Raw genomic sequence first — 23,459 nt, 5'->3', positions numbered from 1 at the left:
CGCCTTGGACCGGAGAGAGTGCATCGATCTGACCGTGGCTCGAGGGGCCGCGAGCCCTCAGGGATCGGGGAGGAACGCGACGTCCCAATACAATCTGTTCACAATTACGCCATTTCATCCGTTCGCGATTACGAGGTCACCGAGGTCGTCGCCAGGGGCAAGACCGCGCAGGTCGTCCGGGCGCGCCTCGATGGCCGGACACTCCTGCTGCGGCGCCCCGCGCACGAATACCCCTCCCCCAGCGACCTCGCGCAGCTCAAGTACGGCGCTGACCTCGCGTCCAGCCTGGATCTGAGTTGCGTGCTGAAGGTGCTCGGGACCAGGAGGGACGGCAAGGCCCTCGTCGTCATCCACGAGGACCCCGGCGGGCGCACGCTGCGGAGCCTCCTTGATGACGGGCCGCGCTCCGTCGAGCAGGCCCTCGGCATCGCCGTCCAGCTCTCGCGGCCCTCGGGGAGCTGCACCGGCGGCGGGTAGTCCACAAGGACCTCGAGCCCTCTAACATCTTCATCGACCCCACTTGGGCACGTCAAGCGCGCCGGCCGTCCGTTACCTCAAGACCGGGGTCGATCTCCTCCCGGAGGACGCGTGGGAGCGCGATTACGAGCTCACGTTCGCCCTCCATCGGCACCACGCCGAGGCGGCCTACCTGCTCGGCGATCACGAGGGCGCGGCCTCGCTCTTCGAGCGGATCCGGCGCGAGGCGCGCCTCGACGCCGATCGGGTCGAGACGTACCGGCTCGAGATGTCGCTGCTGGTCAGCCGAGGGAGCTTCGCGAAGGCCATCGACGCCGGGCACGCGGCTCTCCGCATCTACGGGATCGACATCCCCTCTACAGAGGGGCTCGCCGACGCCAGCGTCGCAGCTCGGGAGAAGCTCGAGGCGCTCCTCGCCGGCCGCTCCATCGCCGCCCTGGCCGACCTGCCGGCGGTGACCGACAAGGACGAGCAGGTGCGGCACCTCCTCCTGTCCGAGACGGTGCTCCACGGCCCCTACCAGCAACCGGCGCTCTTCCAGCTCCTGGCGTGCACCCTGGTCACGCGGTCGATCGAGCACGGGCACGCTGTCGGCTCGGCGATCGGCTACGTGACGTACGCCATGGTCGTCGGGGACCACGCCGCGGCGTACGAGCTCGGCCGGGTCGCCCTCGCCGTCAGCGAGCGATTCGACGATCTGCAGGCGCGCTCGCTCATCAAGTTCTACTTCGGTGCGTTCCTGAACGGCTGGCGTAAGCCAGTCTCGGAGGCCCTGCCGTACATCGAGCAGGCACACGCCGGGTGCTTCGAGTCTGGAGAGGTGCTCTACGCGAGCGTCGCCGCGATGCAGGCGGTCTATATGCACCTGCTCTGCGGCGATGAACTCCGGAGCGTCCGCGCGCTGGCCAGCAAGAACCGCGAGCTCACGAGGCGCGTGAACCACCTCGACATGTCGCACACCATCGCCATCTTCGAGCGAACGGCCGCGCTCCTGACCGCAGGGGCAATCCGGCCCGAGGAGGAGAGCATCCTCGCGGGGGACATCATCGAGGAGAAGCTCGCTCATTACTTGAGCCCCCTCGGGGCCTACTATAACTGCTCGCTCCAGGCCGCCTATCTCCTCGGCGAGCACGATCGCGCGCTCGCCATGGCGGCGAAGGCGGAGACGGTCATAGCGGCGATGTTCGGGCACATCGGCGGGGAGCCAGAGCTCCGCTTCTACCAGGCGCTGCTCTTCGCCGAGCTCCTCCCCGCTGCCGCCGCGGGCGACCGGGCGAGGTACCGGGACGCCATCGAGGATGGCGTGAGAAAAATGGAGGGGTGGGCGCGCTCATGCCCCGAGAACTTCGAGCACAAGCACCTCGTCCTCTCGGCGGAGCTGGCCCGGCTCGACGGCAGGTACGACGAGGCCGGCGAGCTGTTCGACCGCGCGATCGAGTCGGCCGTGCAGCACGACTTCACCCACGTCCAGGCGATCGCCTGCGAGCTCGCGGCGCGGCTCTACCTGGAGAGGGGGCGGCGGCGCATCGCGAGGGCCTACCTGAGCGACGCGCGCCACGCATTCTCCCGCTGGGGCGCCGACGCAAAGATCACTCGGATGGAGCAGCGCTACGGCGAGCTGTTGCCCTCCGGGGCGCCGGATCACGGCGCCTCGTCGAGCGGGGCCAGCCTCGACCTGGCGGCGGTCCTCCAGGCCTCCCAGGCGATCTCGGGCGAGATCGTCCTCGACGACCTGCTCCGGACCCTGATGCGCACGGTCCTCGAGAGCGCCGGAGCGCAGCGGGGCTTCCTCATCCTGACCGGGGAGGCCCCCCTCTTCGTCGAGGCGGACGAAGGCGCCGCGATCCGCGTGCACGCCGAGGCGATCGCGACCCGCCAGGATGTCGCCCACACCATCGTGCGGTACGTGGAGCGGACCCGGGAGACCGTGGTGCTCGACGACGCCCCGCGCGCCCCGCGCTTCCACGCCGATCCCTACATCGCACAGGCGGCGCCCCGCTCGGTGCTGTGCATGCCGATCGTCAAGCAGAAGAAGCTCGTCGGCGTCCTGTACCTCGAGAACCGGATCATCGCCTCGGCGTTCACGCCGAACCGGTGCGCGGTGCTCGATCTCCTCGCCGCGCAGGCCGCGATCTCGATCGACAACGCGCGGCTCTACGACACGCTGGAGCACCGGGTCAAGGAGCGCACGCGGGAGCTACAGGCAAAGAACGAGGAGCTGTATCACACGGTACAGCACCTCAAAACGACGCAGCGGCAGCTCATCACCCATGAGAAGCTCGCCTCGCTGGGCGCGCTCACCGCGGGCATCGCGCACGAGCTGAAGAACCCGCTCAATTTCGTGAACAACTTCGCCGAGCTCTCGGCGGAGCTCGCCGCCGCCGTCGACGAGGTCCTCGACCGCTACGCGGCGCGCGTGGCCCCTGAGGCGGTGAGCGAGATCAAGGAGATCCTCCTGGATCTCCAGCAGTCCGTGCGCTGCATCAACAAGCACGGCGTCCGGGCGAGCGGCATCATCGACGGGATGTTGTTGCACGCGCGCAACACGTCGGAGCGGCGGGCGCCGGCCGCGCTGAACGCGCTGGTCGCGGAGAGCGTCAAGCTCGCTTACCACGGCGCACGCGGCGGTGGAGGCGCCCCCGAGATCTGCTTCGAGGAGGCGTACGACGAGGCCGTCGGCCAGATCGAGGTGAACGCCACGGAGATGACCCGGGTGCTCATCAACCTCATGAACAACGCATTCCATGCGATGCGGTCGAGGCAGCGGGTCGGGGGCCCCTCGTACGTGCCGACGCTGTCCGTCCGGACGCGGGACGCGGGCGACCGGGTGGAGATCACCATCCGCGATAACGGGACGGGGATCCCGGCGGAGGTGCTGCCGAGGATCTTCAACCCGTTCTTCACGACGAAGCCGCCGGGCCAGGGCGCCGGGCTCGGCCTCTCCATCAGCCGCGATATCGTGGTAGACGGGCACCAGGGCGACATCCGGGTGGATACGGCCCCGGGCGAATTCACGGCGTTCCTCATCAGCTTGCCGAAGTAGGCGCCCGTGGCCTGAGCCGCTGCGAGCTACCGACGATCGAACGCGAGGATCACGTACCGCAGCAGCCCGAGGCGGCTGGCGAGCTCCATCGCGGCGGCGCCAGCGACAGCGACGCCGACCTCGCGGTCGAGCTCGCGGAGCACCCGGCGCACCACGGGATAGGTGGGCAGCGTACCCCGGGTGATGTCTTCCTCATGAACGGGCGAGAGCCCCGCCTCGCGGCCGAGCGCACGGTAGCGGTCGAGCGTGGTGCTGAAATCGCTCTGGCCGGAGAATCGCTCGAAATAGGCCCGCAGCATCCGCTTCGAGGGGGCAACGAACGGGGCCATCACCGGCGCAGGGACGAAGTCGCACAGCGCCAGGCGGCCGCCTGGCCGGAGCACCCGGCGGGCCTCCGCGAGGAAGCGGGCGCGGCTCTCGAAATGGAACGCGCACTCGATCGCGAGGACGACATCGAACCACGCATCAGGGAAGGGCATGCGGCAGGCGTCCCCCTCCTGGAAATCGACCCGGTTGCCGGGGCGCACCTGCACGTCGCGCCGCGCCCGCTCGAGCTGCCGGGGGTCGATGTTGAGCCCGACGAGCTCCACCGACGAGAACCGCTCGTTCAGGCTCATCAGCGTGCCGCCAAAGCCGCAGCCGACATCGAGGATGCGCTGCCCATCCCGCGCCCCGCCGGCGTCGCAGACGCGGACGCAGAGGCGCTCGGCCGCGGCGACGAAGTCGGCCACCGAGCCGTCGGCGACGCCCGGGTCGGGCCAGTAGCCCCAGTGCACGTGCCGACCGAAGGCCGCCGCGAGGACCGGGTTGCCGCGGCCGAGCGCCTCGAGCAGGAGGTCGAAGTAGGGTAAGACGACAGCTCGGCTCATGCTCTCGGGCGGGGAGGCTACCACGCCTCTTCGCGGGTTGCGGTAGGGACGGCCCTTCGTCGCCATGCTTGCCGACTCGGGCCGCCCCCCGCGCAGATCCCAGCGAGCGCTGCTAACGCACTGGGCTCTTACCTCGGGTACGGACGCCGAAGCGCTTTTCGGGCCAGGGATGCAGGATGCGGGCGCGGGGGATCCATCGGCCGGCAACTAAGCGCCCGGCCAAGGGCATCGTGAGAGCGCGCTCGGCGACGAGTAACGCGCCTGCTGGACGAGGGAGCGCGCGGCGACGCGCAGCGAGGAGGAGCCGGCGCCACAAGGGCTCCGACGTCACAACGGGAGCGCTGCGCGGAGCACGAAGGCGAGACCGCCGCGTACTCGCTGCTCTTGCTCCTCGCGGGTGGGCTCGGGCAGTCCGAAGAGGCCGACGAGGCGATGTCCCGCGCCGTGCGCGCCGTGCGGCTTGACACGATCAAGCGCTACGTCGAGACGCAGCTCGAGTCCGACGAGATCCGCGTGAACGACATCGCGCGGCGCTTCGGGCTCTCTCGCGCTTCCCTCTACCGGCTCTTCGAGCCGGACGGCGGGTTCGCCTCGTACGTGCACTCGCGGCGGCTGCACCGCGCCGCGCGGCTCCTGACCTCGCCCACGCACCGCCACTTGCGCATCCTCGATGTCGCGCTGGAGAGCTGCTTCGCGAGCGAGGCGAGCTTCGCCCGCGCGTTCCGCCGCGAGTTCGGGCTGTCGCCCGCCGAGCTCCGCGCCTCGATCGACGCGCATGGAAGACGCCAGATCGAGCACGCAGAAAAAAGCTTGACAAAGTCGCTAGAGTAAAGTTCTGCGCGCCGGGGGCCGCTACCCCTAGTTATATCGTACCGCTGGTTGCCTTCGCTCTGCGTATGGTAGGCTAAGTATCAATTTCCAAGGAGGCATTGGTGGCGACCGAAAATCCTGTTCCGTGCGACGTATGCCGACGCCCAAACATCGAGGGCTATTATGGCTGCCCCCGATGCGGGATGGGCCGATTCGCCTCGGGAGCCGGGCGGCAGCCGTTTTTGCACGGATCCCACTGCTACCCCATATCCGTCGCCTGAGGACGGCGACTCCATTGAAGACGCAATACAGACGCGTGAAAGATAATGGAGACAGCCATGCGCATGTATCGATTGACGCTCAAAAAGTTCCCGGACGACAAAAAACAACGCAGCGTCCTCATGGAGAGCCCGCAGAAAGTCTATGTGTGGTTCCCGAACTCGGACGAGTTTTACACTCAACCCCAGGTGGAGGCTACTTACTGGGCGTGGGAGGGGGAGAGGGTGCTTCGTGTCGAATCGAAGAACGATCTCGTGTTCGAAATGGAATACGCCGATAAGATTTACGTGGTCTTCAAGGACTGCGACAAATTCGAAGTCGAAAAGATCCAGGCGGCATAGGCGTGCGAGATCGCGCGCATCTCGCCGCCTCCTCGATGGCTGTCGTCGGCTTGAGCCTGCCACGCTCGCCGCTCCGCGCCCTCCGTTCCGGGTAGGGCAAGTCGGATTCTCGAGAATCGGGCGGGGCGCGTCGACCGCGGGAGGGCTCCGGCCGCGCCGCGCGGCTTGGGTGGCTTGACGGCCTGATTCTAGTGCCAGCGGCCGTACTAGCGCAGGTTTTTTCACGGATGCCACTGCTACCCCGAATCGTTAGAGTAAATTTCAGCGCGGCGGGGGCCGCTACGCCGACCCCGACGATCCCGGCGCCGGCCTCGCTCTCGAGGCACACCGAGCCCTTACTCTTCGCGCTGGTTCCACCGAGGGGGCCGGGGAGCATTTGACGCGGCCCCGAGGGTCGTAGAAAGAGGTCGGGCATGGCGCTCCCGCCCGGCCCCGATCTCCCGCCCATCGCTCAGGGCGGCTGGTACGTGCTCCGGCCGTTCGATCTGATCGACACCTGCATCCGCCGTTACGGCGACCTCTTCACGCTCCGGCTCTTCGGCTTCGGGACGCTCGTCTGCGCCAGCCACCCTGAGGCCATCAAGGAGATCTTCACGGGCGACCCCGAGGAGCTCCGCGTCGGCGAGGCCAACGCGCCTATACGGCCGCTCGTCGGAGACGGATCCATCCTGCTGCTCGACGGGCCGGACCACCTGCTGCTCCGGCGCCTCATCTATCCCCTGTTCCATGGCGAGGCCCTGAAGACGACCACCGCGCTCATCGGCGAGATCGCCGCGGGCGCGCTCCGGCGCTGGCCGGAGGGGTCGCCGATCGACATCTACGAGTCGATGCAGGAGATCACGCTCGACGTGATCCTCCGGGTGCTCTTCGGCGCTCTCCCCGAGCGCGAGCGGCAGGCGCTGCGCGAGGCCTTCGCGACGCTCGTGAACCAGCACGCCTCGCCGCTCGCCGGGCTGCTCATGGTGCCGTCCCTGCGGCGCGAGCTCGGGCCGCTGACGCCGTGGTCCAGGTTCCGCCGGAGCATCGACCGGATTGACGCGCTGGTCCATGCCCAGATCGCTCGTCACCGGCGTGAGCGAGGCCTCGCGCGCGACGATATCCTGTCCCGTCTCACGGCCGCTGCCGAAGAGGAGGGACACCCGCTCAGCGATGCGGCGCTCAGGGATCACCTGGTCACGCTGGTCATGGCAGGCCACGAGACGACGGCGGCGACGCTCACCTGGGCCTTCGCCCTGATCCTCGGGCGCCCGGAGGTCGCGTCGCGCATCGAGGACGAGGTCAGGCGCGCCGCCGGGGGCGGCGGCGGCCCGGTCCGCAACGAGCACCTCGATCAGCTCGATTACCTCGACGCGGCGATCCGCGAGGTGATGCGGCTCCGCCCGGTGGTGCCCATCCTGGGCGTCGGCCGACTGCTGAAGCGCCCGATGCAGCTCCAGGGATACCACCTCCCCGCGGGGGTCAAGCTGGTCCCCCTCATCTACGGGACCCACCGGCGCCCGGACCTCTACCCGGACCCCGATCGGTTCGCGCCAGAGCGGTTCCTCGGCAGGAAAATCGACCCCTACACCTGGCTCCCGTTCGGCGGCGGCATGCGGCGCTGCCTGGGGCTCGGCTTCGCGCTCCACGAGATCAAGATCGTGCTCGCCACGGCGCTGTCGTCGGCCCGCCTCCGGCTGCACGGCCGGCCCGCGCTGCGGCCGACGCTCCGGGGCATCACCATCGGACCGCAGGGCGGCGCCCGGATGATCATGGAGCGACCGGGATCTCCGCACCGGAGCGCCGCGGGTGCTTGATGGCGCTCCCGGGTCCGGCCCTTCGAGCGGTCGCGCCTGGTGAGGAGATGGCTCGAGCGCTGGCCGGGGTGACGACCAACCGCCGCGCGTGCCTGGAAGAGGCCGCTCACCGCGCGGCGCCCGCCGCCCGGAGATCGGCCTCTTCCAGGCACGCGCGGAGGAGATCGGCGACGACCACCACGTGGGGCTGTCGCACCACGGTGAGGTGCTCTCCGGGGATCGCGTGCACGTCCACGCCGCCGGCTGCGAGGAGGCCCCAGCCCCAGGTCGGATCGCGCTCGTAGCGCCCGCCGAGCCGGGTCGCCTTGAAGAGGGTGACCCGCCCCGGATAGGCGCGCGGCACGTACGCGATGGTCTCGCGGAGGTGGATCATGAAGAGGCGGAACATGGGGAGCATCGCGGGCTGCCGCAGCGCGAGCAGCATGGATTCCCGGGGGACGTAGTTCGCCATCGTCGAGCGCGCCAGGAACGCCTCGAACAGCCCGCCGTCGGGGCTGGCGCGGAGGAGCGCCTGGAGATCGAGCCACGGCCCGCCGCGCTCGCGGGGGCCGCGCGCGTTGCGCGCGAGATAGAAGTAATCGTGAAGGTGCGGCCAGATCGAGCGGGCGACGCCGGTGGAGAGGAGCTTCGCCATCAGGAGCGGCGACGGGCGGTGTCCGTGGACCGGCGCCGGCTCGTCGAGCATCGCGAGCAGCTCCACGCGGTGCCCGGCGCGGACGAGCTGCTGGGCGGTCTCGAAGGCGACCAGGCCGCCGAAGGAGAAGCCGCCGAGATGGTAGGGCCCCTCCGGCTGGACGCGCCGCATCGCCGCGACGTAATGGCGCGCCATCGCCTCGATGGTGGTGTCCGGCGGCTCCATGCCGTCGAGGCCGCGGGCCTGCAGGCCATAGAAGGGACGGTCCGGGCCGAGGAGGCGCGAGAGCTCGACGTAGGGGAAGACGACCCCCGCGGCGGGGTGCACGAAGAACAGGGGCCGCTTCGTCCCGCGCGGCTGGAGAGGTACGGCGAGCGAGGCGTCGCGGTCCTCCGCGACGCCGGCCGCGCCCTCCGCGCCATCAAGCGCGCTCGCCATGCGCTCGACCGTGGCTCCCCGGAAGGCGGCATGCGGCGGCACCTCGCGTCCGAGCTCCTGGCGAACGCGATCGGTGATGCGCAGCATGATCAGCGAGTCGGCGCCGAGCTGGAAGAAGTCGTCGCGCACGCCGACGCGCTCGACCCCGAGCAGCGGGCCGACGATGGCGGCGATCCGGCGCTCGAGCTCGCTCCGCGGCGCGACGTAGGGGGTGGCCACCTCCTCGGGCCGCCGGTGGAGCGGCGCCGCGGGGCCGGGCGGCGCCGGCAGCCCGGCAGGCCGCGCGAGCGCGACGGGCGGCCGCCGCGCGCCGGCGAGCTGCATGCAGCCCGTCCTCTGCCGGCGCGCCAGGATCAGGCCGTGATCGGCGCGGGCGCGCCACTCCTCGGCGCGCGGGTAGCCCTCGACCCGGTCGAACCCGCGGCGCGCGATGAGCTCCTCCCAGGCGCCGAGGGCGAGCAGGGGGGATGCTCTGCGGTGCTCGTCCTGGAAATACCACCAGCCCTCCGCGAGGCCCCAGGTCAGGGTGTCCCAGCGCCGCACCCGGACGGTCTCCACCAGCGCCATCGTCCCCTCCGGCGCGAGCAGGCGCGCGAGGTTGTCGATCGCCTCGCCGACATCTCGCGTCGCGTGGACGACGTTGAACGCGACCACGAGGTCGAAGCGCTGCTCCTCGTGGCCCTGGGTACGGGGATCCCTGGCGATGTCGAGGACGCCGAAGCGCATCCGCTGATCGACGCCGCGCCGCGCGGCCTCGGCCCGCGCGTCGTCGACGAAGACCCTCCCGAGGTCGGTGAAGTGGTACTCGACGTCGTGGCCGGCGAGCGCCTCGACGAGCGGCCAGGTGAGCAGGCCGCGGCCACCGCCGACCTCCAGCACGCGGAGGGGCCGGCCCTGGGCCGCGGCGGCGATGCGCGCCGCGGCCTCGCAGAGCAGGCCGATGTAGATCCGCTCGCTCCGGTGCTCGACCGTCGCGCGCTCGCACTCGTCCACGAAGGCCGAGCTGCCGCCCGGGAAGAGCACGCCGATGGCCTCGATCCGGCCGGTCAGCGCGTCCGGGTAGCTCGTCGCGCAATGTTCGAGGAAGCGGTAGATGCCCGTGAACCCGGGGTATCGCACCTCGAGGTCCGCGCGGAGCGCCGCCGGCGCGGGGACCTCCGCTGCCCGCCCGGTGAAGCGGATCTCGTCCCTTTCCTGCCGGATCAGCCCGTCCTCGGCGAGGATCCGCAGCATGGCGGCGTGGAGCCGCTCGAATTTGGGCAAGACCCCGAGCCGCGCGAGCAGCTCGCCGCGCCGCACGGCGGCGCCCTCGCGGAGGTCGACGCCGCTGTCGCGCAGGTAGCGCACCACGTGGCTCGCGCACAGCGCGTCGATGGCCGGCTGGAGGCCGGGGTAACCCTCGATCGGCCGGATGGCGAGAGAGGCGCGGATCGCCTCCTCCATCGCGGCGAGGTGGCGCCGCTCCGCCGCCACGGCGTCGCCCTCCCCGGCGGGCGAGGCGGGCCCGGGCGCGTCGATGAAATGGCGCTCGCGCTCGAAGGGATAGGTCGGGAGCGGTACCCGCCGGCGGCCGCCGGGCTCGTGGAGCCTGTCCCAGGCGATGGGCACGGACGCGAGCCAGAGCCGCCCGGCCGCGTCGAGGAGCGAGGCCAGGTCGGGGTCGCCGGGGCGGCCGAGGCTCGCGATCGCCGCCGGCGCGGCCTCGCCCGGGCGGAGGCGCGCGGCGGCCGCGCTCAGGGTCCGGCCGGGGCCGACCTCGAGCAAGAGCCGCCCCGGGGGCGCGGCGGCCTCGGCGAGGCCCTCGGCGAAGCGGACGGTGCTGCGGAGGTGCTCGACCCAGTACGCGGGGCTCCGGGCCTCTGCTTCGGTGATCCAGGCGCCGGTGAGGTTGGAGAGATAGGGGATCGAGGGCCGGCCCAGCCGGACGCGGCGGACCTGCTCGTGGAAGCGGGAGAGGATGGGCTCCACCGCCGGCGAGTGGAACGCGCGCGCCACCGCGAGGCGGCGCGCCGGAACCCCCGCGGCGGCGAGGCGCGCCTCGAGCGCGTCCACGGCGGGGCGCGGCCCGGAGGCGACGCAGAGGGCGGGGGCGTTGACGGAGGCGACCGCGAGCTGCCCGTCGAGGTGCCGCGCGAGCTCGGCCTCCGGGAGGGTAACGGCGAGCATCGCGCCCTCCGGAAGCTCCTGCATCAGCCGGCCCCGCGCGGCGACGAGCAGGGCCAGGTGGTCGAGCGAGAGCACGCCGGAGAGGCACGCAGCCACGTATTCACCGAGGCTGTGGCCGATCAGCGCACGCGGGCGGACGCCCCAGTCCATCCACAGTCGGGCGAGCGCGTACTCCACGGCGCAGAGGGCCGGCTGCGCGAGGTCGGTGCGCTGGAGCTCGCTGCCGGCCGCGGGGTCGAGGAGCTCGCCGAGGTGGCGGCCGAGGTGAGGGGCGAACGCGGCCGCGATCTCGTCGAAATGGCGGCGGAAGGTCGGCTGCGCGTCGAGGAGCGCCCGGGCCATGCCCGGATGCTGGGCGCCCTGGCCGGGGAGCATGAACACCACCTCGGGCTCGGTGTCCCCCGCCCGCGCCGTGGAGAGGGCGGGCCACGGCATCTCCAGGGCGGCCACGGCGCTCTCGGCGTCGCTGCATACGACCACCCGGCGGTGGTGGAAGGCGCGGCGGCCGACCTGCAGCGTGTACGCGACGTCCGCGAGGTCGAGATCCGGCCGACGCGCGAGGAACGCGCGCAGGTTCGCGGTCGCGGCGTCGAGCGCGGCGGCGCTGCGCGCGGAGAGCACCAGCAGCTGGTGCGACGGCGATGGCGCCGGAGGCGGGGCTGCCGGCGCCTCCTCGAGGATGACGTGGGCGTTGGTGCCGCCGAAGCCGAACGAGCTCACGCCGGCGCGGCGGGGAGAGGCCGGGCCGTCCGTGTCCCAGGGGCGCAGCGCCGCGTTCACGAAGAACGGGGATCGCTCGATGTCCATCTCCGGGTTCGGCTCGGAGAAGTGCAGGCTGGGGGGTATCTCCCCGTGCTCGACGGCGAGCGCCGCCTTGATCAGGCTGGCGACGCCCGCGGCGGTGTTCAGGTGGCCGACGTTCGTCTTCACCGAGCCCACCGCGCAGAAGCCCCTGCGCTCGGTGCTCTCCAGGAAGGCGAGGGTCAGCGCGGCGATCTCGATCGGGTCGCCGAGGCGCGTGCCGGTGCCGTGGGCCTCGACATAGCCGATGGAGCCGGCGTCCACCTGGGCCACCGCGTGAGCCATGGCGATGACCTGCGCCTGTCCCTCGACGCTCGGCGCGGTGTAACCGACCTTGGCGCCGCCGTCGTTGTTGACCGCCGCGCCGAGGAGCACCGCGTGGATGTGATCCCCGTCGGCGAGCGCCTCGGACAGCCGCTTCAGCACCACCACGCCCGCGCCGTCGCCGGGCACCGTTCCCTGGGCGCGGGCGTCGAAGGCGCGGCAATGGCCGTCCGGCGAGAGGATGAAGCCCTCCTGGTAGGCGTAGCCGACGTCCAGCGGGAAGCCGATGGATACGCCGCCCGCGAGGGCGAGGTCGCACTGGTACCCGAGCAGCGCCTGCCACGCGAGCTGCACGGCGACCAGGGAGGTCGAGCAGGCGGTCTGCACGGTGATGGCGGGGCCCTTCAGGCCCAGCTTGTACGCGACGCGGGTGGTGAGGTGATCCTTGTCATTGCCGAGCATCGCCGCGACGTCGCGGCCCCCGCCCGGGGTCCTCGGCGCCACGTGGTGGAGCAGGTAGCCGCTCGGGCCTGCGCCGGCGTAGATGCCGATGGATCCGCCGTGGCGCGCGGGGTCGTAGCCGGCCCGCTCGAGCGCCTCCCAGGCGCACTCGAGGAAGACGCGGTGCTGGGGGTCAATGACAGCGGCCTCGGCCGGGCTTACCCCGAAGAAGGCGGCGTCGAACAGCTCGGCGCCACGGAGGAGCCCGCGGGCGCCAACGCGGCGCCCGCCCCCTTCCGGCGCGGGCGCCGCTCCGTCGGCGGAGAAGGTGATGGACTCCACCCCGCTGCGGAGCTTCTGCCAGAAGGCGTCGACGTCGTCCGCGCCTGGCACGCGGCACGCCATTCCGATGATCGCGACCGCCTCGCCGCGCCCTTCCGCGCGTGATTCGCCGTCAGCCATGGGTCTTCCTGGCCGTGGGCCGCTGCCGCCCGAGCTCCAGCGCCGCGCGCTGCCGCCGCCCGCGCTCGGCGCTCCCGGCGGTCGCCGCGGCCTGCGCGCCGCCCAGGTACGCGGCGAGCGCGCGGACGGTCGGATACCGGAACAGATCGGTGATGGGGACCTCCCGCTGGAAGGCGCGCTCCAGCCCGGCGCGGACCTCGGCGAGCAGCAGGGAATGGCCGCCCAGATCGAAGAAGTTGTCGTGGACGCCGATCCGATCGGCGCGCAGGGCGCGCTGCCAGATCGCGGCGATGGTCCGCTCTGCCTCGTCCCGCGGCGCCTCGTGCGCGGCGCCGCGCCGGGCGCGCGAGGGGTCGAGGGCGGTGAGCGCCCCGCGGTCGACCGCCCCGTCCGGCGTCCGGGGGATGCGCGCGACCACGCGCACGCGGCACGCGCTCGCCGCGCCGAGGCGATCGAGGACCGGCAGCGCCCCGAGCGCGGCGGGGTCCACGGAGCCCGGCTCCGCCGCGACGTAGGCGCAGAGCGCCTCCGGCCTGTGGGCGCCGCGGCGCAGGTGCTGGAGCACCCGGCCATGCTGGCCGTCGAGGCCGATGAGCAGGTGCGCCTCGCCGCTGCGCAGCGCCGCGCGCAGCGAGGCGAGCCCCGCGCGCGGGGAGATAGGCAGGTACCCGCTCGCGAGCGCGGCCTGCCGCGTGACCTGGCCGGCGCTCATGCCGAGCTCGTCCCAGAGGCTCCAGGAGAAGCAGAAGCTGCGCGGGCGCCCGGCGCGACGCAGCGCGAGGGTGAAATGCTCCAGGAAGCGGCTCGCGGCGGCGTAGGCTCCCACCGAGGTCCCGCCGAACGAGCCGGTGGCGGAGGAGAACCCGAGGAACGCGGCCCCGGGCCGCCGCTCCAGCAGGGCGGCGATCGCGCGCGCCCCCTCCACCCTGGGCCGGAGCACCGACGCGAGGCCGTCGCGGGTCTCGTGGACGAGCGGGCGCTCGCGGAAGGCGGCCGCGAGGTGGATCACGCCGTCGATCGGCCGACCCCAGCGCGCCTCGGCGCGCGCCGCGGCCGTCGCGAGGGCCACGGCGTCGGCCACGTCCGCCGCCTCGTAGATCACCTCCCCCGGCTCGCCGGGCCGCGCGCGCGCAGCCGCCGCGAGCTCCGCGAGGGCCTCGGCGCGCGCCGGAGCGGGCGCGCGGCCGATCAGGAGCAGGCGCGCTCCGAAGCGATCGAGCAGGTACCGCGAGAGGTGCCTGCCGATGCCGCCGAGGCCCCCGGTGACGAGGTAGGCCCCGCCGGGCACGAAATCGAAGGCAGGCTCGGTGCCCGCGAGCAGGGCCGGCGCCGCGTCGTCCAGCTGGGGCACGTAACGCGCGCCCCCGCGGAGCGCGACCTCGCGGTCCCCCCGGGCGCACCGGAGCTCGCGGAGGACGTCTCCCGCGCCGCCCTCCGAGGGGTCGCCGGGCAGGTCGAGGTGGCGGCACTCGAGCCAGGGGAGCTCCTGCGCCGCCGTCTGGAGCAGGCTGATGGCCACGGCCCGCTCCGGATCGACGGCATCGGCCTCGAGCACGGGCTGGGCGCGGCGCGACACGAGGAGCAGCCGGACGCTGACGCTCTCCTGCTCGGCGGCGGACCCGGCCAGCGCCTGGATCAGCGCGAGGAGCGCGGCCTCGGTGCCGGAAGGATCCCAGCAATGGATGACGTCCCCGAACGGCGTGTGCGCGAGGAGGCGCCGGTAATGCTCCGGCTCGTCGGGATCGATGCGGTATCGATCCGTGTCGAGCTGCGCGAAGCGGTCGCCCGGCTCGACGGCCACGGCGCGCCGCCCCGCGGCCCGGAGCGCGTCGCAGAGCTCCGCGCCGAGGCCTCCCCGATCGAGCAGCACCAGGCAAGGCCCGGCGTCCGCCGCGGGGGCGCGCGCCGCTGCCTCCTTCAATCGCCAGACCCGGCGGTAGAACCAGCGCGGGAGGGTGGCGGCGCCTCCCTCGCAGAGCTCGATCTCCCGGAGGGTCCTCTCGAAGCGCCCCTCTGCGAGGGCGCGCTTCAGCGCGGAGCGCTGGATCTTGCCGCTGGTCGTCTTCGGGAACTCCTCCCGCGCCACGGGCACCACGAACGCTGGAGCAATGCCGAGCCGGGCGGTGACCTCCCTGCGGATCGCCGCCGCGATCTCCGCCCGCGCCTCGACGGACGCGCCGCGCGACCCGAGCGGCACGAAGAACACCGCGAGCCCTTCGGTGCCCGTTGCAGCATCGTCCACCGCCGCGGCGGCCGCGAAGGTGGGCTCCACCCCGGGCACCGAGCTCACGATCTCTTCCACCTCGTAGCAGGCGAGGTTCGCGCCCCGGACGATGATCGTCTCCTTCTCGCGACCGGTGAGGGTGAGGCGGCCGTGGAGGAGAAAGCCGAGATCCCCCGAGTTGAACCAGCCGTCGCCGACGAAGGCCTCGCGGTCGGCCTCTTCATTGTAGAGATAACCGGGAGTCACCACCTCGCCCTTGATCTGGAGTCGGCCGATCACCCCCTCGGGCACGACGCGGTTCTGGGCGTCGGTGATCCGGATCTGGACGCCGGGCACGGGCGGGCCGAGGTCGACCAGCGGGATGGCCGCGGCGTCCTCGCCGGCGGCGAACTGCACGTCGCCCTCGAGCGAGCCGCGCAGGGCCCAGCGCACCGCGACCGCGAGGTCGAAATCGTTATTGTACGTGATGCAGGTGCATACCTCGGCCATCCCGAAGGCCGGCTGCATGGCGGCCGGGCGCACGCTCGAGGGCGCCATGAGGCGGAGGAAATCGCGCACGACCGGGAGCGTGACCTGCTCGCCCGCGTTCATGAAGTGGCGGACGGAGGAGAGATCGCGCTGCCGCTCGCCCGGTGCTCCGGAGCGGAGCCGGTCGGCGACCAGCTTGAAGCCGAAGTTCGGACACCAGGTCTCCGTGACCCGGTGCGCCTCGAGCAGATCGAGCCAGCGAATCGGATCGCCGAGGATCCACTCCGTCGCGACCTGGATCTGCTCGCAGCCGAGATAGACGTCCCGGAGGTGCCAGGTGAGGATCGGGACAACGTGGTCAGCGGGGAGCCAGTTGAGGGACACGTCGTCTGGCGTATAGCCATTCTGCTGCTGCGCAGCGTGGATGTGGCAGATGACGCCCCGGTGCCTCTCCTGGATGATCTTGGGGGTCCCGGTGCTCCCGGAGCTGAGCTGGAGAAAGGCGATGTCCTCCGGCCTGCCCTCGCGAATGCGCGCCGGCGGTGCGGTAAGCGAGAGATCCTCGACGGCGAGGATCTGGAGCCCCTCCATGGGGTGGAGCGCGGGGAGGCCGCCGAGCGGCCCGGCGAGGCGCCGGCTGGTCAGGAGGACCGGGCCACCGAGGAGCTTCCAGGTCTCAAAGAGCCTCGCGGTGGCCGCGCTCGGGGCCTCGTAGGACGGCGCGACGGCGGCCGTGACGGGGACGATGCCGCCGAGGACGCAGGCCCAGAAGGCGGTGAAATGGCCCCGGAGCGAGCCGAGATGGAGAATGGCCCGATCCCCCGCGCGGAGGCCGCGCAGCTGGAGGCCGGCGAGGAGCACGCGCGCCTCGCCGAGCAGCTCGCTGTAGCGCTGCACGCTGGCGCGGCCGTCGGCCTCGACGTAGGTCAGGCCCCGGTCCCCGGCGGCGGCCCGGACGAGGGCCTCGGTGAGCGTCCTCGGCTCGTCCGCCGCGATGACCAGCGGACCACCGTCCGCCTGCGCGGGCGGGCGCCCCGACGCGCCGGGCCCGGGCCGGGCCGCGGCGATGACCGGCGCGGGCGCCGCGGGCGTCCGGGTGGCCTCGCCGGGGAGCAGGTCCGCGAGGTGCAGGCGCGGCTGGGGGACGCGCCGGGCCTCGATCACCACCGCCACCTCGGCCACGCCCGGAGCGGCGCGGAGCGCCTCGTCCCAGCGCCGCGCGAGATCGGCGTCGATCACCGGGAGGCGCCGGACAGCTTGCAGGTCGACGCGCCCGTCCGGCGAGAGGGGCAGCGCATGGACCGGGATCCATGCGTCCGGGAGCAGCTCAGAGGGCAGCCTACCCTCGAAATGGGCAGCGAGCAGCGCCGCCGAGGGCGCCCTCGGGGAGACCACGTAAGCCGCATGGCGGGCGGTGCCTCGGGGCGCCGGCCGGGCCAGGACCGCCGCGTCCTCCACGATCGGGTCGGCGAGCAGCGCGGCCTCGATCGCCAGGGCGGCGGCCCCACGGGCAGGCGGGGTGACGCGCGCGTCCGGCGCGGCGACCATCGCCTCGAGCACCGCACGATACGCATCGAGGAGCCAGGAGACCGCCGCGTCGTCGAGGACGCCGGCTCGGTGGACGATCACCCCCTCGAGGCCCGGCGAAGAGCCCGGCTCCTTGCCCTCTCCGGCGGTCTCCCAGACCTGCCACAGGAGATCGAAGGGGGACTCGCTGGGATCGAGCTCCGACAGGGTGAGCCGCAATCCGCCCGCGGTGGTCAGCGCGGGCGGCGGCGCCTGGAGGGCGAACATCACCTGGAAGAGCGGGTTCTCGCCGGGCACCCGCGCCGGCGCGAGCTCCTCGACGAGCCTCTCGAAGGGGAGCTCGGCGTGCTCGTAGGCGCCGAGGGCGCGCTCGCGCACCTCGGTGAGGAGGGCCCGGAAGGTCGGGGCTTGGTCGAGCCGCGCCCGCAGGACCAGCGTGTTGGCGAAGAAGCCGCAGATCCCCTCGAGCTCGCGCCGCGGCCGGCCCTCGACGGGCGTGCCGACGACGAGATCGTCTTCCCCGGTGTACCGGTGGAGCGTGGCCACGAGGCCCGCGAAGAGCACCATGAACAGCGAGGCCCCCTCGGCGCGGCCGAGCGCCCGGAGCGCGCCCGCGAGCTCGGACGAGAGCGCGAAGGGGCGCCGCCCGGCGCGGCGGGCCCGCGCGGACGGGCGGGCCGCTACCGGCAGGCCGCTGCGCGGCGGCGCGCCCGCGAGCTCGCGCCGGAAGTGGTCGATGTCGCCCGCGAGCGCGTCGCTGGCGAGCCGGCGCCGCTCCCACGCCGCGTGATCGGCGTAATCCAGCGCCAGCGGGGGGAGCTGGGAAGCCGAGCCGGGCGGCGCGTCGAGCAGGGCCGCGAGCTCCTCGACCAGCACCTGCATCGAGCGGCCGTCGCAGATGATGTGGTGCAGCGACAGGAACAGCACGCTGGCGTGCTCCCCGAGCCGGAAGAGCCGCGCGCGGAAGAGCGGGCCGCGCCGCAGATCGAAGGGCTCCTTTGCCTCGCGGGACAGGGTCGCGGCGAGCTCCGGTTCCCGCTGGCGGGCGGGCAGGCAGGAGAGATCGGTGACCGGCAGCGCGAGCTCGCCGGGCGGGGCGATCCTCCGCGCCGGCTCTCCACCGGCATCGTCGTACGTGGTCCGCAGCGCCTCGTGCCGGCGCACCAGCTCGGTCAGGCACCGGCCGAGGGCGGCGGCGTCGATCGGACCGTCGAGGTGGAGCGCGCATGGCAGGTGATATCCCCTGCCCTCCGGGTCGAGCTCGTGCAGGAACCAGAGGCGTCGCTCCGCCGACGAGAGCGGGAGCGGCGCGGCGCGATCCACGCGGGCGAGCGGAGGCGCCAGCGAGGCCTCGAGGCGACCCCGGGCCTCCTCGGCGCGACGTGCGAGCCGGGCCACGGTGCGCGCCGCCAGGAGATCGCGGATCCCGAGCTCGACGCCGAGCGCGCCTTTTGCGCGGGCCACGATGCGCGCGGCGAGCAGCGAGTCGCCGCCCAGATCGAAGAAATCGTCGTCCACGCCCACCGGCTGGACGCGGAGCGCCTCGGCCCAGAGGGCGGCGAGCGCCCGCTCGTCCCGCGTGCGCGGGGCCACGTGATCGACCGGCAGCGCTGGGCGCGCTTCGTCAGGCGCGGGCAGCGCGCCCCGATCCACCTTGCCGCTCGGGGTGAGCGGCAGGGAGGGGAGCGCGACGAAGGCCGAGGGGATCATGTGCTCGGGCAGGCGCTCGTCGAGGAAGCGGCGCAGCGCCGACGTGTCGGCGCTCGCTCCGGGGGCAAAGGCCACGTAGGCCAGGAGGCGTAGGTCGCCGGGCGCGCGCTCCCGCGCCACGACAGCGGCCTCCCGCAGCGCGGGGTGTTGCTTGAGGGCGGACTCGATCTCCCCGAGTTCGACGCGGAAACCCCGGACCTTCACCTGATGATCGCGGCGCCCCAGGTACACCACCGCGCCGTCGGGCTGAACCCTCCCGAGATCCCCGGTGCGGTAGAGGCGCGCGCCTGGCGCGCGCGGGTCGGGCACGAACCGTTCGGCCGTGAGCTCGGGTCGCCCCAGATAACCCCGCGCGACGCCGGGCCCGCCGAGGCAGATCTCGCCGACCTGCCCGGCCTCCACGGGCTCGAGATCCTCGCCCAGGATCCGCAGCACCGTACCCGGCAGCGGGTAGCCGATGGGCGGATCCCCACCCCCGGGCGCGCACTCGAACACGGTCGCCCAGATGGTCGCCTCGGTCGGCCCGTAACCGTTGAAGAAGCGCCGCCCTGGCGCCCAGCGCGCGACGACCGAGGCGGGGCACGCCTCCCCCATCGAGATGATCACGCGGAGCGCGGGCAGATCGGCGTCGGGCAAGGTCGCGAGGAGCGAGGGGGAGAGCTCGACGTGGGTGATGCCCCGCTCACGGAGAAGCGCGCAGAGCTCCTGGCCGGGCATCCGCGCGACGTCGGCCGCTAGGTGGAGGCTCGCGCCGGCCGCGAAGGCCATCACGTACTCCGAGACGGAGGCGTCGAAGCAGCTCGACGCCCACTGGAGGACCCGGCTGTCCGCGCCGAGCTCCAACAGCTCGATCAGCGTGCGCGCGAGGGGCGCGAGGCCGCGGTGCTCCACCAGCACCCCCTTGGGCACCCCGGTCGATCCGGAGGTGTAGATCGCATAGGCGAGGTTCGACGGCGTGGCCCCGGAAGCGATCCGCTCCCCGGGCTGCCGCGAGAGGAACTCCCGGTCCTCGTCGAAGCAGAGCACGCGGGCGGCGCGCTCCGGCAGCGAGGAGCGCACCGCCATGTGGGTGAGGATCACCGCCGGCTCGGCGTCGCTCACCATGAAATCCAGGCGGCGCCGGGGGTACGCCGGGTCGAGGGGTACGTACGCGGCGCCGGCCTTCAGGATCCCGAGCAACCCCACCATCATTTCAATCGATCGATCGAGGTACAGGCCGACGCGCGCCTCGGGCCCGACCCCCATCGCGCGGAGCGCGCGGGCCACCTGATTGGCGCGACGCTCGAGCTCGCTGTAGGTAAGCTGCCGCCCCTCGAAGACGAGCGCGACGGCATCCGGCGTCCGATCGACCTGGGCCTCGAAGATTTCGTGTGCGCACAGCTCCGGAAGGCCCCCGTTGGGCGGCTCCCTTCCGGGAGATGCGATCGATCGCGAGTCCCCTGTTGGCTCCGCGTCTGCTCCCGACATCCTGGGCGCGACGCCCTACCCAGATCGCCCATGCGCATCAAGCCATTTCGCAACTCGCGCCGGCGCCCGCCATCTCGGGGCGCTCCTTCGGGTGGGCGTCATCGCCGTACGAACGCGACCGTGAGAACGGACAGCAGATCACCACTCCGAGAGGGGCTCGACGACACGGCGCTGTTCTTCTTGACAACGAGACTCGCATCGTCCCCTGATGCACCTATCATGTCCAGACGGCTCAGCGCGTTCATCGATTGTCACGGCAAACAAGACGTGCTTTTCGACGTCCTCGCCGAGGTCCTTAGACACGCCTCCAGCGTGTCGCAGATCCTCGACAGCTCCTCGCTCGTGTGCGCTGCGAACCCGAAGCGAAATGCGGCCACGGCCCCGGTCGCGGCGTGAGCAGACCCCGGCGTGAGGGCGAGGCCGCGCGCGCGCGCGCGCTGGGCGAGCTCTTCCGAGGTCAGGCCGCGCAGGCGCATCCAGAGCGCCAGCCCCCCGCCAGGCGGGTCGCACTCGATCGCGGAGCGCAGGGGCGACCTCGACGCGAGCTGTTGCAGCAGGTGATCGCGGCGCTGCCGGTAGAGCTGCCGCGCGCGCCGCGCGTGCCGCTGGAGCTCCCCGTCCTCGATGAGCTCGGCCACGGCGCGCTCGAGGACGACATCTCCCTGACGATCGAGCAGCTCGCGGACTGCTCTCAAGCGCGCGACCACGGACCTGTCCGCGATGATGTATCCGAGCCGAATGGCCGGGGCGATGAGCTTCGACAGCGAAGCGATGTAGATGCAGCGTGACGAGAGGTCCTTGGTCGCGGCGAGGGGGAGCAGCGGCGCGCCCTCGAAGTGGTACTCGTAGTCGTAATCGTCCTCCACGATGTAGAGCCCGAAAGACTCGGCGATTCGCCGCAGGTGCATTCGACGCTCGGCGGACATCGCGACGGTCGTGGGGTACTGATGGTGAGGCGTCACGTACACGGCCTTCAGGCGCCCCTTGAGCCTCCTGGCCTGCGCCTCCAGCTCATCCGTTCGAAGGCCATCCGCGTCGACCGCCACATGAACGACGTCGGCTCGAGCGAGCTGGAACGCGCGCCAGGCTGGCGCGTATCCAGGGTGCTCGACGGCGACGGTATCCCCGGGCTCCAGCATCGCCAGCGCGAACAGGCTCAGCGCGCCCTGGCTGCCGCGCGTCAGGACGACCTCCTCCGAGGAGCACGAGAGCCCGCGAGCGTGATTGACGAAGCCCGCAAGAACGTCCCTGAGCACGGGATCGCCCGCTGTATCTCCGTAGCCGAGGCCCGTCCGGGCCAGCGCTCGGAGGGCGCGGCGCTGGGCACGAGCGAGCTCGTCGACGGGCGCGATCCGGGCGTCTGGAACCCCGTCGTTCATTGCGACCACGGTGGCGCGGCGCTGGGCGAGCGCCGTCTCGACCGAGCGGCGGCCCTCCGCATCGGCAACAGCAAGCGTCGGCAGGTTGAGCGCGACCCGGGTGCCGCGGGCGGGTAGCGCCTCGAGCCACCCCTGGGCCACCAGCTCGTCGACGGCAGCCACGACGACCTTCCGGTTGACCTTGAGCTGGGCCGCGAGCGTTCGGCTCCCCGGAAGCGTCGACCCCGGCAGAAGGCGCCCGCGCTGGATCTCCTGAACGAGCGCCCGGCTCAGCTGGGTCTGCCGCGGCACGGAAGCGCCATCATCGAGCACCAGGTCGAAGCGCCAGGGTCGGCCAGCTGGACCCGTAGAGATGTTACTTCTGGAGCCTGCCATGGGTCCAGCTTCGCACTATCTCTCTTTCTGGGCAAGGCGCCCTTCGCGCTGACAAGGAGCAGAGATGAGCGACAAATTTCATTCAGCAGACTTCGACAAGACGCCGCCGCGGCCTCGCGTGGTGATGCCAGAGCGGCTCGCGCACCCCGCGGTCGAGTCGGCCGGGCATCACGGCGACTACTCGAAAGCGAGGAAGCACCCGGTCTTCTTCGTGGACCTCCCGTCACACGCGATCAGCATGACCATCGGCTGGCTCGATCCGGGGCAATCCTCGAATCGGCATCGGCACACGTACGAGACCGTCCTCTACGTCCTCGAAGGAGAGGGCTACTCGTACGTGGGTGGGAAGCGTGTCGACTGGAAGGAGGGGGATGCGATTTACGTCCCGGTGTGGGCCTGGCACAACCACGTCAACACGGGAAAGGGTCGGGCGCGCTACCTCGCCTGCGAGAACGCGCCGATGCTGCAGAACATGGGGGGCGTCGCGCTGCGCGAAGAGGTGCCCGACCGGGGTGACCAGCTCTTCGACGGGAACCACGAGGCGGAAGGAGGTGTGCGATGAAACCGGCTCTGCATGGGATCGTCGCCTACCCCATCACGCCGTTCACCGAGGCCGGGCGCGTCGATGAGCAGCTCCTCGGGCGCATCGTCGACGGCATGCTCTCCGCGGGCGTTCATGCGATCGCGCCGCTGGGCAGCACCGGGGTGTTGCCGTACCTCTCGGACGAGGAGCGCGAGGCCGTCACCGACGTCGTCGTCAAGCGCGTGGCGGGCCGGGTTCCGACCCTGGTCGGCGTCTCGAGCCTCACCACGGAGCGGACCGTGCACCACGCGAGGTACGCCGAGAGGGCTGGCGCTGCCGCGGTGATGATCCTCCCGATGAGCTACTGGAAGCTCTCGGACAGGGAGATCGTGACGCACTTCGAGGCCGTGGCGAAGGCGATCTCCATCCCCATCGCCGTGTACAACAACCCGGCGACGGGCGGCCTCGACCTCAGTCCCGACACGATCGCCCGGCTGCTGCGCATCCCGAACGTCACGATGGTGAAGGAGAGCACCGGAGACGTGAACCGGATGCACCGGCTCGTGCAGCTCTGCGGCGACCAGGTTGCCTTCTACAACGGGAGCAATCCGCTCGCGCTCGCCGCCTTCGTGGCCGGGGCTCGCGGCTGGTGCACGGCTGCCCCGCACGTCATCCCTCGCCTCAACGTCGAGCTCTACGACGCGGTGACGCGTGGCGATCTCGATGCCGCGCGGCGATCCTTCTACCGCCAGCTGCCGTTCCTGCAGTTCATCGTCGCGCACGGCCTGCCGCGGGCCATCTCGGCAGCCCTCGAGCTGATGGGCACACGGGTCGGGCCGCTGCGGGCCCCGCTGCAGCCGCTGGAGAAGGAGCGCGTGGAGGAGCTTCGACGGATCCTGGTCGAGCTCGACGTGCTGCCATCCGCTGCATGACGGGTTTTCGCGGGCAGCGCTGCTCGCCGCGGGCGT

General features: G+C 72.1%; 11 protein-coding genes. 7 read left to right on the top strand and 4 right to left on the bottom strand.

The window, feature by feature from the left end:
* Positions 1-18: 18 nt before the first annotated feature.
* Both WME85_RS19425 and WME85_RS19420 read left to right on the top strand, forming a co-directional pair.
* Positions 19-477, top strand: coding sequence for a hypothetical protein (locus WME85_RS19425; RefSeq protein ID WP_437840127.1), 459 nt, complete (start codon positions 19-21; stop codon positions 475-477).
* Between the two features lie 43 nt (positions 478-520).
* The gene (locus WME85_RS19420) at positions 521-3,520 is read left to right on the top strand and encodes an ATP-binding protein (protein WP_437840126.1); all 3,000 of its coding nucleotides are present in this window, start codon (positions 521-523) and stop codon (positions 3,518-3,520) included.
* A 26-nt stretch (positions 3,521-3,546) separates the two neighbouring features.
* Here the strand turns inward: WME85_RS19420 and WME85_RS19415 are convergent, their stop codons facing one another.
* Positions 3,547-4,389 carry a class I SAM-dependent methyltransferase gene (locus WME85_RS19415; protein WP_437840125.1) on the bottom strand — a complete coding sequence of 281 codons (843 nt, stop codon included), beginning with the start codon at positions 4,387-4,389 and terminating at the stop codon, positions 3,547-3,549.
* A gap of 384 nt (positions 4,390-4,773) precedes the next feature.
* On the opposite strand from WME85_RS19415, the gene WME85_RS19410 reads away from it, so the two are divergent.
* The 3 genes from WME85_RS19410 to WME85_RS19400 all read left to right on the top strand — a co-directional run bounded on the left by WME85_RS19410 (position 4,774) and on the right by WME85_RS19400 (position 7,612).
* Entirely contained in the window at positions 4,774-5,220 is a 447-nt protein-coding gene (locus tag WME85_RS19410) for a helix-turn-helix transcriptional regulator (RefSeq protein WP_437840123.1), read from the top strand.
* A gap of 317 nt (positions 5,221-5,537) precedes the next feature.
* Positions 5,538-5,819 (top strand): hypothetical protein, encoded by a 282-nt coding sequence (locus WME85_RS19405; protein ID WP_437840122.1) that lies wholly within the window; start codon positions 5,538-5,540, stop codon positions 5,817-5,819.
* 413 nt (positions 5,820-6,232) lie between these two features.
* Positions 6,233-7,612 (top strand): cytochrome P450, encoded by a 1,380-nt coding sequence (locus WME85_RS19400; protein ID WP_437840120.1) that lies wholly within the window; start codon positions 6,233-6,235, stop codon positions 7,610-7,612.
* Between the two features lie 106 nt (positions 7,613-7,718).
* On the opposite strand, the gene WME85_RS19395 is transcribed toward WME85_RS19400, so the two are convergent.
* From WME85_RS19395 to WME85_RS19385, 3 genes are all read right to left on the bottom strand, one after another.
* Entirely contained in the window at positions 7,719-12,818 is a 5,100-nt protein-coding gene (locus WME85_RS19395) for a beta-ketoacyl synthase N-terminal-like domain-containing protein (RefSeq protein WP_437840118.1), read from the bottom strand.
* Positions 12,811-20,214, bottom strand: a complete 7,404-nt coding sequence (locus WME85_RS19390) for an amino acid adenylation domain-containing protein (protein WP_437840117.1) — start codon at positions 20,212-20,214, stop codon at positions 12,811-12,813. The genes WME85_RS19395 and WME85_RS19390 overlap by 8 nt, the downstream gene beginning before the upstream one ends.
* A 251-nt stretch (positions 20,215-20,465) precedes the next feature.
* Positions 20,466-21,884 carry a PLP-dependent aminotransferase family protein gene (locus tag WME85_RS19385; protein WP_437840115.1) on the bottom strand — a complete coding sequence of 473 codons (1,419 nt, stop codon included), beginning with the start codon at positions 21,882-21,884 and terminating at the stop codon, positions 20,466-20,468.
* Between the two features lie 148 nt (positions 21,885-22,032).
* Between WME85_RS19385 and WME85_RS19380 the strand changes: the two genes are divergently transcribed.
* Together WME85_RS19380 and WME85_RS19375 are read left to right on the top strand one after the other, a co-directional pair.
* Positions 22,033-22,530, top strand: a complete 498-nt coding sequence (locus tag WME85_RS19380) for a cupin domain-containing protein (protein WP_437840114.1) — start codon at positions 22,033-22,035, stop codon at positions 22,528-22,530.
* Positions 22,527-23,423 (top strand): dihydrodipicolinate synthase family protein, encoded by an 897-nt coding sequence (locus WME85_RS19375; protein WP_437840112.1) that lies wholly within the window; start codon positions 22,527-22,529, stop codon positions 23,421-23,423. The genes WME85_RS19380 and WME85_RS19375 overlap by 4 nt, the downstream gene beginning before the upstream one ends.
* Positions 23,424-23,459: the final 36 nt, after the last annotated feature.

The sequence above is a fragment of the Sorangium sp. So ce1153 genome (genome assembly GCF_051521595.1).
Taxonomy (GTDB): Bacteria; Myxococcota_A; Polyangia; order Polyangiales; family Polyangiaceae; genus Sorangium.
The sequence above is the reverse complement of the archived record's forward strand: the minus strand, read 5'-3'. Positions and strand labels throughout refer to the sequence as shown.